General features: G+C 40.8%; 9 protein-coding genes and 1 tRNA gene. All 10 read right to left on the reverse strand.

What is annotated here, in order from left to right; translation table 11 throughout:
* Positions 1-8: 8 nt before the first annotated feature.
* Entirely contained in the window at positions 9-1,157 is a 1,149-nt protein-coding gene (locus ACPPVU_RS03080; RefSeq protein ID WP_426670230.1) for an efflux RND transporter periplasmic adaptor subunit, read from the reverse strand.
* A 526-nt stretch (positions 1,158-1,683) separates the two neighbouring features.
* Positions 1,684-3,198 (reverse strand): glucose-6-phosphate dehydrogenase, encoded by a 1,515-nt coding sequence (gene zwf, locus ACPPVU_RS03085; RefSeq protein ID WP_426670231.1) that lies wholly within the window; start codon positions 3,196-3,198, stop codon positions 1,684-1,686.
* A gap of 42 nt (positions 3,199-3,240) precedes the next feature.
* On the reverse strand, positions 3,241-4,359 hold the full coding sequence (locus ACPPVU_RS03090; protein ID WP_426670232.1) for an AI-2E family transporter: 1,119 nt from the start codon (positions 4,357-4,359) through the stop codon (positions 3,241-3,243).
* Between the two features lie 359 nt (positions 4,360-4,718).
* On the reverse strand, positions 4,719-7,490 hold the full coding sequence (locus ACPPVU_RS03095; protein ID WP_426670233.1) for an MGH1-like glycoside hydrolase domain-containing protein: 2,772 nt from the start codon (positions 7,488-7,490) through the stop codon (positions 4,719-4,721).
* Between the two features lie 204 nt (positions 7,491-7,694).
* Positions 7,695-10,124 carry an AsmA family protein gene (locus ACPPVU_RS03100; protein WP_426670234.1) on the reverse strand — a complete coding sequence of 810 codons (2,430 nt, stop codon included), beginning with the start codon at positions 10,122-10,124 and terminating at the stop codon, positions 7,695-7,697.
* Positions 10,125-10,394: 270 nt separating this feature from the next.
* Positions 10,395-11,183: a hypothetical protein gene (locus tag ACPPVU_RS03105; protein ID WP_426670235.1), complete on the reverse strand. Its 789-nt coding sequence runs from the start codon at positions 11,181-11,183 to the stop codon at positions 10,395-10,397.
* A 33-nt stretch (positions 11,184-11,216) separates the two neighbouring features.
* Complete coding sequence (locus tag ACPPVU_RS03110; RefSeq protein ID WP_426670236.1) at positions 11,217-12,614, reverse strand: DUF2252 domain-containing protein; 1,398 nt, start codon at positions 12,612-12,614, stop codon at positions 11,217-11,219.
* Between the two features lie 645 nt (positions 12,615-13,259).
* A complete protein-coding gene (locus ACPPVU_RS03115) occupies positions 13,260-13,670 on the reverse strand; it encodes a type II toxin-antitoxin system VapC family toxin (RefSeq protein WP_426670237.1) in 411 nt (136 codons plus the stop codon).
* A gap of 17 nt (positions 13,671-13,687) precedes the next feature.
* On the reverse strand, positions 13,688-13,933 hold the full coding sequence (locus tag ACPPVU_RS03120; RefSeq protein ID WP_426670238.1) for a DUF6364 family protein: 246 nt from the start codon (positions 13,931-13,933) through the stop codon (positions 13,688-13,690).
* Positions 13,934-14,212: 279 nt separating this feature from the next.
* A tRNA-Glu gene (locus ACPPVU_RS03125) sits at positions 14,213-14,284 on the reverse strand.
* Between the last annotated feature and the right edge of the window lie 19 nt (positions 14,285-14,303).

The following is a 14,303-nucleotide window of genomic DNA, read 5'->3' on the forward strand; positions in this document are numbered from 1 at the left end:
TCAGTCCCTTAATTCTTTGTAGTTGAATCATAATTCCAATTCATGGTTACCACATCAACCGGCGTATTCGGATTAATAGATGCACTCCCAACCATTACCACTTTGTCTCCCGGTTTCACACCTTCTGTAATGATCCAGTTGCTGCCAACGCGATTGCCAACCTTTACTACCGTGGGTGTAATTTTATTGCTATCATTCAGCAAAAAGACCTGGTAAATATTCTGTAGCTGGTTAACGCATTGTTGGGGCACCACAGTGGCATTTTTATATACATCTGATTGAAAACGAACTTTCACATATTGACCCGGCCGCAGTATTTTTTGTTTATTGCCAAAAACAGCCTGTACAAGTAATGATCCCGTTGAAGGATCAATTTGGCGATTTGTTAAATCGATCCTGCCTTTTTCTGCATATACTGAGCCGTCGCCTAAGATCAGGTCAACCGGGATCTTAGAAAAATTGTTGGATTTGGGGTCTTTGCGGATTCTCTGCACAAACCTGAGGTATTCATTCTCAGATATTGTAAAGCGCACCCTTACATCACCAAGAGCTGAGACCGTATTAATACCGCCACCAAATGCAACTCTGCTTACATAATCGCCAACCAAAACTTTGGATATGCCGATCACACCGGTAATTGGAGAAGTGATATGTGTATACCCAAGTTCAATATTCGCATTGGCAAGTCTTGCCTGTGCAATTTTTACTTCGTCTTGTGATACTTTATATGCTGCAGATGCGGCGTCCAGATCGCGTTTGCTTAGCGCGTTCATGTCAGCCAACGGTTGTATGCGACTAAGGTCAGATTTTTTATTTTCCATGATCGCCTGGGCACGGCTAACATCCGATTTGGCTGCATCAATTTTTGTTTGGGTAGGCAGATCATCAATCGTATAAAGTAATTTGCCCTTTGGTACAACATCGCCTTCTTTAAAGAAAATGCCGGTGATCGATCCCTCCACGCGAGGTTGTATCTGAACATCGGATTCACCGTAGATCTGACCTATATGCACATCATAGATCGCTATATCTTTTTTGCCTACTACAACGGCATTTACTTTGGGAGCCTGAAGGGATTGACTTGACTTGTCTTTACAGCAAATAAAAAAAAGGCAAAAACAACAAATCAATAAATTACGCGCGATAATTGTGACCATGATACTATCGTTTTTATAAAGAATGTAAAAGGTAGCTGAATCTATTATATTGAGAACAAAACATCTTATCTGCCTAAGCCTATAAAAAACATCCAACGTGGAATTTTTCTACCATTTTTAAGGTCAATTAAGACACTCAAAGTTATTTAAGTGGAGTTGTATAAATTCCTATTTTAGAGAGATACACGTTGCATATTTGAAAGTGCAACAAGAGCTTTAAATAAGTGCGCCTTTTTCACTTTTATAGACCAAGCTTGTAATTTTGGAAAAGGGTTCTGCAACTGCTTAAATGTTTCAGAGCAATTAATTGTGTTTTATCCACTTATTTTCTTGTTCCAGCGGAAACAGCAGTCTGGCAATGAGAGCTGTCATTGCTGATCGGTAAGATATGCGTCTCCCACCATTTTTCAAGGAAAATTCGATTACTTTTTGCTCCTGTTATGAATCGGAAGCCTGTTTTGGGTCAGGCAAAGGATTTGATATTCCTATGATTGTTTATATTTGCAGAGGATGCTAAAAATATTTATCAGAGTGTCCCGATCATTCTTTCCATCCTCGGCAGCTGAAACCATTTTTTTGCATAAGGCTTTAATAAATCCTGCGCGGCTTCAGGACCCCAGGTCCCGGCTTTATAAAAATGCAATTGTTCAAGAGGGTGTTTTTTCCATGCATTTAAGATAGGCATTACTACTTTCCAGGCGGCTTCTACCTGGTCAGCACGCATAAACAAAGTCGGATCTCCATGCAATACATCCAACAGCAATGCTTCGTATGCTTCGGGCAATGATTCGGTATATGCCTCCTGGTAAGTAAAATCCATATCAACAGCCTGCAGTTTCATTTGCAGTCCCGGCACTTTACTCTCAAAAAGCAAACTTATTTCCAATTCTGGTTGTATACTTATGATTAAACGATTTGGTACAATATCTCCCTTAAAAATTTTATGAGGTGATTCTTTGAATTGCACTACAATCACTGATACCTGCTTGGGCAAGGACTTGCCTGTTGCTAAAAAAAATGGTACACCTTTCCAACGTTCATTATCAACAAAAAATTTAGCCGCAAAAAAAGTTTCCGTGGTCGAATCAGGTAGAACTTTTTCTTCTTCCCTATAACCCGGACTTGTTGTATTATTGATGTCGCCTCTTGTGTATTGTGCCCGAACTACATTTTTAAATACTTCTTTATCGGAATAGGATCTTACGCTTTTCAACACATTAGTTTTCGCGTCGCGTATCAATTCTGCCTCGTAGGCCGCAGGGCAATCCATTGCGACAATGCATAACAATTGCAACAAGTGATTTTGTATCATATCCCTTAAAGCACCGCTGCTATCGTAATATCCTCCCCGTTTGCCTACGCCCACTTGCTCCGCAAGTGCAATTTGTATATGATCCACGTATTTATTGTTCCATAATGGTTCGAATACATAATTCGCAAAACGAAAAGCCATTATGTTCTGCACGGTTTCTTTACCCAAATAATGATCTATTCGATACAGTTGTTTTTCTGCAAATCGCTCGTTTAAAAAAACATTTAATTTTTTTGCAGAGTTAAGATCAGTACCAAAAGGTTTTTCTATTACAATACGGTCCAGTAGTTCACGGTTACAGAGTTTATGTTTATACAATCCTTCGGCAATTGTTTCAATAAAACGGGGTGCCGTGGCGAAATAAAATATTTGTGTACTTCGTTGTCCATTCTGGTTATCAAAATTATTTGCCTTTTCTTTAAGGCTGCTAAAAGTTCCGGCTTCATGGAAATCACCTTGAATATAAAAAAGCTTCGAGGCAAATTCATTCCATTTTATTTCCTCTGCAATACCATTGCGACTAAATTCATTGATGCCCGTCAGTAAGTCATTTTTAAAAAACGTTTTCTCATTTACCAAATAATCAACACAATAAATGGTAAATATTTCAGGCAGATGGTTGCCGGTATATAAATTATAAAGAGCAGGAATCAGCTTACGCCTTGTGAGATCTCCTTTAGCGCCAAATATGACGATCAATGCAGGAAGGTGATTTTTTTTGGAGTTCATGCAGATTATGTTAAAAGGAGTATGGTGATGCTGGTGTCACAATTAGTTTTCAGGAATGGTATCAGTAACGTGCATTGCAGCAAGAGTTTCCTCTTCATTTTCATCTGTAAGCCAAAACAGGTACAGATTGTAAGCAATCGAAAGTACGACAGCGCCAAGAAAAAGTCCGATAAATCCCATGGATATAAACCCTCCGATTGATCCAAGAAAAATGACTAGCATAGGTACAGGAGCACCACGCCCCAACATGATCGGTGTCAATACATTACTGGCTAGCAAGGTAATGACCATCCAAACCGCAAATAAACTCGCTGTGAGTGAATCCGTCACGGTGAACATATAAATCATGGTCGGAATGATTACAAGTCCGGCCCCTACCTGAACAATAAAAAAAATTAAACAAATTACAGTCAATAGTCCTGCAGCCGGAACTCCGGCAACCCAAAAACCTATACCAGCCATGAAAGCTTGTATAACTGCTACACCCAATATTCCTTTCACCACCTGTATGATGGTAACTTTTGATATGTAAGTGAATTTTTCGCCATTTTTACCGGCAAGGCGCACAAATATTTTATTTGTCGCAACATGTCCTTCTTTTGCATACACCAGTAAAACGCCCGCGATAATAATAGAGACTATGAGTTGTAGAATTCCCATCCCGATACCAGCTAATGCAGCCAACAGCCAGGCACCCGCAGCCTTCAACTGAGGGTTATACTTTATTATCGCGGAATCAATACTTTGAGAGGCCGATTTCCAGGCTTCCGCTATTGGTTTTGCAATGGTGGGCCATGAATTGACGCGGTCGCCTGGTGGTGGTATGACAGGTTTACCGCTGTCAATAGCGCTCCTAAGCTCGGAAAGGCCCGTAACCGTGGATTTTGTTAGCAGGACACTTGGTAAAATGATTACTGAAAGTAATATAAGAGTAATAACGACTGCCGATAATTTCTCTTTGCCACCAAAGATTTTACTTAATCTTTTAAAAATTGGATACAAAGGAACTGCAATGATGATCCCCCATGCCACAACAGAAAGAAATGGCCTAACAATACTGATGCACCAACCAATTATAAATGCCAGCAGTGCGATGCGAATCGCTATCTCAACTGCTTTTACTAAATACCCTTTTGGGTTAGTACCAGGTTCGGCTTCCATATCAATTTAAATTATTAAATGTTATATAACTAATCTGCTTTTGTTTAACACGGTTGATTTGAACACTTGTACAATTTATGCCGAATTGTAATAATAGCGTTATGAGATATTCTCTAAAATGGTTGTAAATTAAAATATGCAACCGATTTAGCTGAAACTTGCAACACTCAGGTATGATCACTTGGTAACGTCTGTGTTATTATTTTGCAGCTAGTCAGATCATGTTTTAGCCATCTGATTTTTTTACGACTTTGGGAGTGGGAGAACTTACTGCAGTGCCAATATCGCCCATTAAGTTCGATGATTTATGCTTCTTAATAGCCCATCGTGATCGCTGCCGAAATGATACAGTTTGGCTATTATTTTTCGGGATTTAAATCTTTAGCTAAGTTTTCAATTTTCTGGTTCTTGGTAACTTGGATATCTATAGTAAATCCAGCCTTCCTTCCAATTTCAAGTGCCTGGTTTGAATCCATTGATCCGTAAAGTTGGATGATCTTGGCAATAACTCCGGTCCACCCTGTTTGATGGCTCGCTCCCAAACCCGCCCCATTATCTCCATGGAAGTACTCATAAAAAAGTATGTTATCACGCCAGTGCGGGTCGGTTTGAAATTTTTCAGACCTCCCATATACTGGTCGCTGGTCATGCTCATTGCGGGTGAATATTCGTGTGAGCCGATCGGCGATCTCTTTACTAACATCAAAAAGATTCATCATGTTACCTGAACCAGTCGGGCACTCGATCTTGAAATTATCGCCATAATAGAGATAGAACTGCTGCAGTGCCCTGATGATGAGTGTGTTTATTGGCATCCACACTGGTCCCCGCCAGTTTGAATTTCCACCGAACATTTCTGTATCAGACTCGGCTGGCAGATAGTCCACCCGATACTCGTGTCCGCCTACAGAAAAGACATACGGATGTTGCTCGTGAAATTTCGAAGTTGAACGAATTCCGTAGGGGCTTAAGAATTCATTCTCATCAAGCATTTTCGTAAGGATCCGCCGGAGGCGCACAGGGTTGAGAAGGGCAAGTATCCCCCTGTCAGCTACGCCAAGATGATCCGGCCCTGTGGGGTGAACGGTTTCTAATAGATGAGGAATCCGGCGCATTCGCTCCGTTACCGCTGCCGTTGCTAACGGCACGAGATCCCGCTGCTGTTTTTCAATTATCGTTGTAGCGCAGAGTGGCAGTAATCCCACCAACGAACGTACCTTGAGTCGCGTCGCGCTGCCATCCGGTAAACGCAGCAGGTCGTAATAAAATCCATCCTCTTCATCCCACATCCCGTCCTGCCCGGGTCGGTTCATAGCCGAAGCAATAAAATAGAAATGCTCGATGAACTTGAAGACCATATCTTCGTACATACTGTCATGAGTGGCAAGTTCAAATGCCATTTCCAGCATGTTCTGACTGAATAAAGCCATCCACGACGTGCCGTCGGCCTGCTCCAGGTGGCCACCAGTCGGCAGTGGGGCACTGCGGTCGAAGATACCAATGTTGTCGAGACCGAGAAATCCGCCTTCGAACACATTTTTGCCAAAACGATCTTTACGATTCACCCACCAGGTGAAGTTCAACAATAGCTTGTTAAATGTAAATTTGAGAAATTCGATGTCCGATTCCCCAGTCTGGACCTGTTGCATGCGGTAGAGGAAAAGGGTTGCGAAAGCGTGAACCGGCGGATTCACGTCGCTAAAATTCCATTCGTAAGCAGGCATTTGTCCATTTGGGTGGAGGTATCGGGTGATAAGCATCAATTTCATTTGCTCTTTAGCAAAATCAGGGTCTGCGATCGATAGCGGCAAGGCATGAAATGCTAAGTCCCAGGCCGCGTACCAAGGGTATTCCCACTTGTCCGGCATAGAGATAATATCCTCGTTTAACATATGGAACCATTCCGAGTTGCGTGAATTGATATATCCGGAATGCAGTGGATTTGAGTTGTGTTCTTCGAGCCAACTATTTCCATCAAAGAAAAAGTACTGTTTGCTCCATAGCATGCCTGCGATTGCCTGGCGCATTACGTTTGCTTCATCCTCTTTTACTGACACGGGTGTGAGTGATTTATAAAACTCATTCGCTTCATGAAGTCTTGCTGCAAAGATTTTGTCAAACTGATTTCCAAAAGGATCGCCGACAGATTTTTCAGCCCTATTCTTGAGTCTTAAGCGGATCACAGTAGTTTGACCGGCGTCTATAGACAGTTGATAATGAGCCGACGCCTTGGTGCCCTGCTTTTCAGGGTTCACTGAGTTTTGATTACCCATCACAATGAAATCGTTAATGCCATCTTTAACGAAGGGTGATTCGTTCTTTTGCCCGGGAAAAAGCCGCTCGTGATTAGTTTCGTTTTCGGTGAATAGCAATGGTACAGTTCCTTCGCAGGAAAAAATGAAGTCCCCCAGCGTCGAATGTGACGCTTCGACAGCACTCATGTCTGGCTGGCCACTGATCTGTCTGAGAATTGGTTTCCTTTTTGCTCTGTTCGATTCATTGATCCATTCTGACCAATCGTTGCGGAACCAGAGCGTGGGGAGCAGGTGTAATTCGGCGGTTTCCGGTCCCCGGTTGGTAGCAGAAATCTTAATGAGAATATCTTCAGGGCCATTCTTTGCGTATTCGATAAATACATCGAAATACCTGTCTTCATGAAAGACACCGGTATCCAGTAACTCATACTCCGCATCACGACGAGTCCGCTCCCTATTCTCTTTTATTAGCTCTTTATAGGGATAGGCCGCTTGCGGATACTTGTACAGGCATTTCATGTAGGAGTGCGTTGGCGTGTTATCGAGGTAGAAATAATACTCTTTGACATCCTCACCATGATTGCCCTCGTTGTTGGTCAAACCGAAGTACCGCTCTTTTAGAATGGAATCCTTGCCGTTCCACAATGCCAGGGCAAAGCAGAGGCGCTGCTTGTCATCTGAAATGCCGGCAATACCATCCTCTCCCCAGCGGTAAGCCCTGGAGCGGGCATGATCATGTGTAAAGAAATTCCATGCATCGCCATTTTTGCTGTAATCTTCCCGCACGGTACCCCATTGACGATCACTTAAATAGGGGCCCCACTTTTTCCATTCAGTTTTTTTCTCGTGAGCCTCTTTTAATCTTGTCTTTTCCATGCTGATACATTTTAACGGATTTTAAATTGCCCATCTATAAATTCCTAAACCTCCATGCAGATTTAAAACTGTTTGATCCCGGGGTAATTAGTTAGTTCGGTGACGTTTTATACCCTTTGTAAGCGTTACGATAAATAAACTCGTTGCGGAGGGTAATTAAATTTGATTGGTCTATAGAATTAATTTATATAACATCCGCTAATTTCATAGTAGCTTATAATCTTTATTCCGGCCTATTTTTAACTTCCCGTTTTCATCGGTTTTCGCCCGGACATGAACTACAACTCCCTTGTTACGCTTTTTGGCACGCTCAGCCGGATCGGTAATGGCTGCATCATTCTTGGGATCTCTTAACGGAATATCCAGAACCACATTAGTTTCGTTTGCAAACGAATACACACCGGCAACATCGGCATTCAAAACATTTGAACTAATCTGCATTGGATTAATGATTATGTTGTTTCCTTGTAAATCAAATTTTGCGTCAAGGCTGGGTATGACGATTTTATGCAGGTTACGGCGAGGGAACACGTACTTACCCACACTTATAAGGGGTTGGAAATTTATTAATTCACCATTTTTTAATTTAATGGTAACCGTGCCATTTACTGAGCCCGGTACTATACCACCTTTATTATTGGTTAAACCTTTTATCTGGCTATTTGCTGATAGAGAACCATTTACGGTTTGATAAGTAAGGCCTTTTAGCCCAAAACTATCAAACTGATAAAAGAATTTGCGAATATCAACATCAGAAACAATAGTAGTTACCGTGAAACTGCTACTGGGAATACGGTGCACCAAATTGCCATTTATTTTTAAAGAGCCCCCTGAACTTTTCAGACTTACATTATTAAATTGCAATCCATCATGTGAAAGTAGCAGATCTGCCGTGGCATCAGTTGCCAGAAATTTTAAATAATAAACATTTGCCGCTCGTACATGCAAGGTTGCTTTGGCATTTTCTAAAAATTTATATAGCTGAGCATTGCTTTTTTTGGCGGCTTGTTGTTTAGGGGAAGCTGCCGCTGGTTGCCCCTGATTCAAAAATCCCAGAAATTCACTTAAATAAAGCTGAGGGCTGGTAAGTTGCAAGTTTAGCAGTATTTTTTCCGGCGCGTTATAATACAGGTTTAAAAAGTTATCTACCCGGGCTTCCACGAATACGATGCTTTTGCCCGTTTGTATACGAATATTATTCAGTATTAAATCATTATTTACAAAGTTGATTGCTATTGAAGTGTTTTTGAAATTCAGGCTCGCTGGTAAATAGTTTACGTCAGCGTTCATTAATTTAATGTGGCCGCGTATCATCGGTTTATTTAGTTGAAAGTTTACCACATCTGCATTAAAGTGTAACGCGATATCCGCCGTTCCCTTGCTAAATTTTGCAATACTGGCTCCTAACAGATAATTAAGTTCAGTAAGCGAAAAATTGGACCTGAAATTACCGGCAGCCACAGGTTTAATTAGATCAACGATACTACAGGTATCCATTTTAAATGGCAGATGATTGTAGCTTCCCATAAAGTTAAACACGCGTATTATTGAGTTTTTATCTCCAAATTTTTCACCTTTTATATAGTTGTTAGTGAAGACGCCTTTAAAGCTGCAATTATCAAGGTTGCTGCCCGGAATAGTTAACTTACTATTCCGCACATCAGCGGTAATATACAAAAACGGATCGCCCCCGCCTGCCAAATTTCCTGCTATTATCGCAGTAACTGCCAAGGGCTTATCCATATTAAACATATTAAGCTTTTTAGAAATATTTGCCGCAACTAGTTGGGAGGCATGGCGCCAGAGAAGCTTATCGGCAGTGATGTAAAATTTAAAATTCGCTTGTGGCTTACCTAAAGCAAACCGGGCGATGATGTTAAATGGATCACCGCCAATGGTGAAGTCATTAAAAGTGGCATTGATAGCTTTAGTTTGTTTGTTGTAGCCCACATCCAGATCGCCTTCCAGCACTTTATCTTTTATAAAGCTCCCGCGTTCGGTATTAAAGGCCATACTTTTGGCCAGCAGGTTCAAATGCATTTTTGCATTTGCGCCGCTGTCCGGATAATTCATTTTGCTTTTCAGTTCACTGATTACAAATTTAAAAAGCTTTTTAGCCCGTCGATCATCAACGATAAAGGTTACATTATTTAGGTTAAACTTGCCAATTTGTAGCGACGAATTGCTTTTGCCGGTACTGTCTTTTTTTGAATTGCTTTTTTTAAATACTGAAGTATTGCTGTAACCTGAACTATCCGTAAACAGATCAATAGCTGCATCATCGATAGCGATATTATTAATACGAATATTTCCGCCAATCAACGCAACAACATTAACCGCTATATTTAATTTTTGCGCCTCCAGCAACGTTTGATGATGGCGTGCCCAATCGTTATCCCGTAAGGAGATTCCTGTTAACGTAACAGACAAATTCGGGAAATTTTTAAAAAATGAAGTTCCCATGCCACCAACCGCTAGTTTACCATTCAGATTTTTATTTAACTCGTTGACGACGCGAGATAATATCTGAGGCTTATGACTGGAAACATATATGGATAGGGCTATCAATGCTATGACAAGCAAGGTCAGCAAACCACCAACTATTTTTAGCGTTAATTTTAACCAGGAGGGCATATGGCATTTAAATTGAGGACGATGAATTTAGTAATGACGGTGTCAATTAAGAAGACTTCAAATTATCCGTTAAAAGTTTTATAAAACTAAATATTCGACGGGTACCAAGCTTTTTATTTAGCTTAAAGTGTGTTCCAAATTAGAATTTGAAACGCTATCAATGTTGAACCAACAAAGCATTAGATTCCCGATGCGTTAACTCCGGGTTTTCCTGCTTTTATCATGTTTTTTGAGGAATGTTTTAAAAAATTGCATGTAACACCAGAATAACTATTTGTTAAAGAGCTCACGGAGCGCAGTAATATTTTGTTCTGCGGCATCGAGGTTAAGCATACCTCTTCGTGGCCGGTCCAATTCAAGAATCAGATATAAAGCGATGGTTGTCATCACGCTGAATGTACATATCATAACCAGGTTACGACGCTTTCCTTTGTGACCATAACCCACTAGAAAAGAAGACAGAAGAGTTAATAGGAACAGCATGGTTAGAATGATAGTTGGCACTTTGGCCTTCCTGCCCGATTCCCTGACACTCACAATATCGATCATGCTGTTCAATGCCGGTATCAACTGAAGATTACTTACCCGATACCGGTCGTTCTGTACTAAATCGGCGGCCCGCTTCCATAATCTGCCCGAATAGACATTAGTTTTTATAAGAGCAGAATCGATCTTTTTCTTATCTATGCCTGCATTATAATAGAAAATCCTGGCTTCAACATAATCTTTGAAATCTGCACGCAGTAAAGTTCGAATGCTATCCGGATAAAGATCTGCGCGGAGAAGGGCCGTACCAATATTATTAGCTTCCTCTACGATAATTTGCCGCCTGGTTTCAAATTTTGAAATGGCCATTGAAAACGTAAAGCCCAACATCAGGGCCATTAACCCCAGCATGGAAGACTCCATGGGGCCGGCTCCATTTATTGTCTCTATACCAGGTTTCGCTTCCTGAAACTTCCGGTAACGGAATCCCAGCCAATTAGTCAGCAGTATTAGCAGAAAAATTGCAATTGCTATCCAGTGGGCTTCTACTTTATAAAAGATCGAATCATACATTTGGCGGTGACGTTAAATTCTATTTGTTTATGATCAGCCTTCGGCACTGGCAACCTGGATTCTACCATTCCTTGCGGCAGCAGCAAGAGCTCTATGATCTTTTTCAGTCTGGTCTGCATAAGCAAAGCTGAATTGAACCATGGCATTGTCCAATTCTTCACTGTTTCCGACGTACCCTGTAATCATTGCAGCATCTCCTGATTTGGCATGAGCAAGAGCCAGTGACCATGCACACAATGCACTATACTGTGGTAGGTTTTGAATTTTTACTTTCTCCGGATCGAATTCCACGCCGCCTTTCATATCCCGAAGTTGCCTTATATAAAACTGAAAACCATCCATCTCCCCCCAGCCAAGAAAAATGTCGGGGGCTCCCTGAATTAGTCTTTGTCCGGCCACTACCCGCTGGCCGTGGTTTGAATAAATGGATTTATTAACGAAAGGTTCAAGTACGGAGCGCTGTGCTTCTTTTACCTGGAGAAATAACGGATCATTAGAACTGTTCCCTGTGAGGAAGACGATCCAGCACCTGGTCCCTACACTGCCCACACCAACTATTTTTCTTGCTACATCAGTAATTTGATAGTGTTGAAGCAAATACTTCCGGTCATCGGCGAGTGAAGTAAAGTAGGATTTGAGCACTAAATCTAAGGCCTCTTCGATAGGCCTGCCTAATTGAGTATGTGTTTCACGCACAATGAAAGGAGCGTTTACACGAAGGCGGTATTGGTCACCCACAAGGTCTGTCATTTTACCCAGTACCTGCATGTGTGTTCGTTCACGAGCTTTGTCGGTTATTTTCTTCATACGCTTTCGGTTTGCGGGGGTAAGTGTTTGCAGAATATCTTTTTCGGTAATGATAGTATACCATAACTCCATGTTTCCCTTATAAGCAAATTCTTTCATTCGGTTGCGGTAAGAACTTACTGCTGCGCGGACGGCTTTTTCGCAAAGATTCTCGCTGGCACCTAAAAACCGACCGCTGGCCACAATACTTGCTACCAATCGTTTCAGATCCCATTCCCAGGGGCCAGGTAGCGTTTCATCAAAATCGTTTATGCCGAAAATAAGATTGCGCTCCGCTGAAGCGAATATTCCAAAGTTTGCCACGTGCATATCGCCACATGCCTGCACCACAATTCCCGAAGTCGGCGCGCTGGCAGCTAAATCGGCCGCCATGATGGCCGCTGCCCCGCGTAGAAACGCGAAGGGAGATGTAAGCATTCTAGCATACCTGATAGGCACCAGGTCTGGGAGACGGCTTTTTCCCTGCTCTTCCAATATGGCAACCGGGTCAGCCCGATCCGGTGCTGGTTTATAATTTCCCTGCTTTGCGCGGGGGAATTTATTGCGAAGTGATTTCCCTTTTGCTATTCGCTGCTCAACGCTTGGTCTTTCTTTTGTTAATTCATATGAAGATTCTTTTTTCATACATCTGTTTTTTTTGAACACGCAACATCGTTCGCGCTGATCAGCTGTTTTGCTCTTTGAGAGGCTACTACCTGGAAAATAAATGCTGGTATAGGCTATTCAAAAAAGATGTAGTACCATCAGTAATTAAAATTATAAAGTAAAGGGGACAATAAATTCAAACTTATTTTAATATGTGTTTCACATTTTAAGATGGAACTATTTTTTAGAATTTTCCGTGGCATGCAGTAAATCAGAACATCATAGCTTTGCAAACAATGGTCGAATGGAGTGTTGTCAGGTTCAGTATGTCGGAAGTTTAGGGCTTGTCCACTATGAATTCAAAATCGAAAATCTCTATTTTACAGTCTGCGCCACTTTTACTATTTTAATTTAATTGATTAATAGGAAGTTGTATAAAAAATAAAGGGAGCCAGATACTTTATATCTAGCTCCTTTAAGTAGCCCGTAGGGGAAGCTTTTCGAACCGTTTTTTGGAAGATTTGAAGCGGTTGGTGAATAGTTAGGGGTCTAACTATCAAATGTTATAATGCAATAATCAATAAGCCGAATTTCAATACTCGTTTTTTTTCGGGTATTAATTTCTGCGTTTTTTACTTAACATAATATTGATTTTAAATTGAGCATTATCCTTACCTTTTCACACTATAAACCACCATCTAGTGCAAAGATTGCTTCAGCAGGTGTTAATACAGATAGGGCGCTTTTTTTGAAATCTTTGGTATCTCGTGTAACAATAAAATCAATTTTAGGTATGCTAAGGGCGCAATAATATTGAATCGCATCCTCATAATCCTTAAAATCTGTTTTTAACGATTGTTTAATAATTGACTTGGTTACATCAGCTATCTCTGTCATTTCAGCCAACTCCTCTAATAACTTTATAGTAGCGTTATTGGTTAAAGATTGCCTTAGTATGTAATAAATGTTATTATAAGAAACTGCTGAAACGTAAATTCTGACTTTTCCATCAATGGTAAGATCAAAGAGTCTGGCTGCATGGAGTGAAAAAGGTTCCCGATCTGCTAAAAAATCAATAACAACGTTGGTATCCATGAAAATATGTTTCATCGCTATCTGTATTTTTTAACTAAAGCGATACCGATTTCCTTTTTATAATCAAAATCTTCTGGCAATTTAATTATTCCTTTTAGCCTGGCTACTTTGGGCGATAGACCTTCCGTTGTTATTTCGTGAGTGGATATCGATTTTAAATAGTTCTCTACTATATCTGATAAACTTTTTCCTTTTTGACGGGCATATTCCTTAGCAGAATCGATTACTTTACCTTCCATTGTCAGTGTGAGTTTAGTTGTCATTGCACGTGTGATTTAATATTCAAATATACGTATATTATTTAAAGAGAGAAAACAAATTATTTAGAAAATGCTAGTTTTCTGTTGAAGTAACTATACATTTAGCCATTTAGATAATTTCGAACTTAAAAAAAACTCGCGAGTTCCCTAAGATCGTACCGGCGTTGCTTACAAATTGGTATAAGAGATTAAACAATATATCCGAACTATATAGATTGTCCATACAAATAATTGTTTAGAGCATAAAAAAAGGAAACCGACAGTTATGTCGGTTTCCTAAAGTAGCCCGTAGGGGAATCGAACCCCTGTTTCTAGAATGAAAATCTAACGTCCTAACCCCTAGACGAACGGGCCTTGTTACTCTTTGTTCAGG

It is taken from the genome of Mucilaginibacter sp. McL0603 (assembly GCF_049992945.1).
In the GTDB taxonomy this organism is placed as follows: Bacteria; Bacteroidota; Bacteroidia; order Sphingobacteriales; family Sphingobacteriaceae; genus Mucilaginibacter.

Excerpts from the sequence above, each read along its gene's own strand:
- ACPPVU_RS03110 (WP_426670236.1), bottom strand. The coding sequence starts at position 12,614 with ATGAAAAAAGAATCTTCATATGAATTAACAAAAGAAAGACCAAGCGTT.
- ACPPVU_RS03115 (WP_426670237.1), bottom strand. The coding sequence starts at position 13,670 with ATGGATACCAACGTTGTTATTGATTTTTTAGCAGATCGGGAACCTTTT.
- ACPPVU_RS03080 (WP_426670230.1), bottom strand. The coding sequence starts at position 1,157 with ATGGTCACAATTATCGCGCGTAATTTATTGATTTGTTGTTTTTGCCTT.
- ACPPVU_RS03090 (WP_426670232.1), bottom strand. The coding sequence starts at position 4,359 with ATGGAAGCCGAACCTGGTACTAACCCAAAAGGGTATTTAGTAAAAGCA.
- ACPPVU_RS03120 (WP_426670238.1), bottom strand. The coding sequence starts at position 13,933 with ATGACAACTAAACTCACACTGACAATGGAAGGTAAAGTAATCGATTCT.
- ACPPVU_RS03105 (WP_426670235.1), bottom strand. The coding sequence starts at position 11,183 with ATGTATGATTCGATCTTTTATAAAGTAGAAGCCCACTGGATAGCAATT.
- zwf (WP_426670231.1), bottom strand. The coding sequence starts at position 3,198 with ATGAACTCCAAAAAAAATCACCTTCCTGCATTGATCGTCATATTTGGC.
- ACPPVU_RS03095 (WP_426670233.1), bottom strand. The coding sequence starts at position 7,490 with ATGGAAAAGACAAGATTAAAAGAGGCTCACGAGAAAAAAACTGAATGG.
- ACPPVU_RS03100 (WP_426670234.1), bottom strand. The coding sequence starts at position 10,124 with ATGCCCTCCTGGTTAAAATTAACGCTAAAAATAGTTGGTGGTTTGCTG.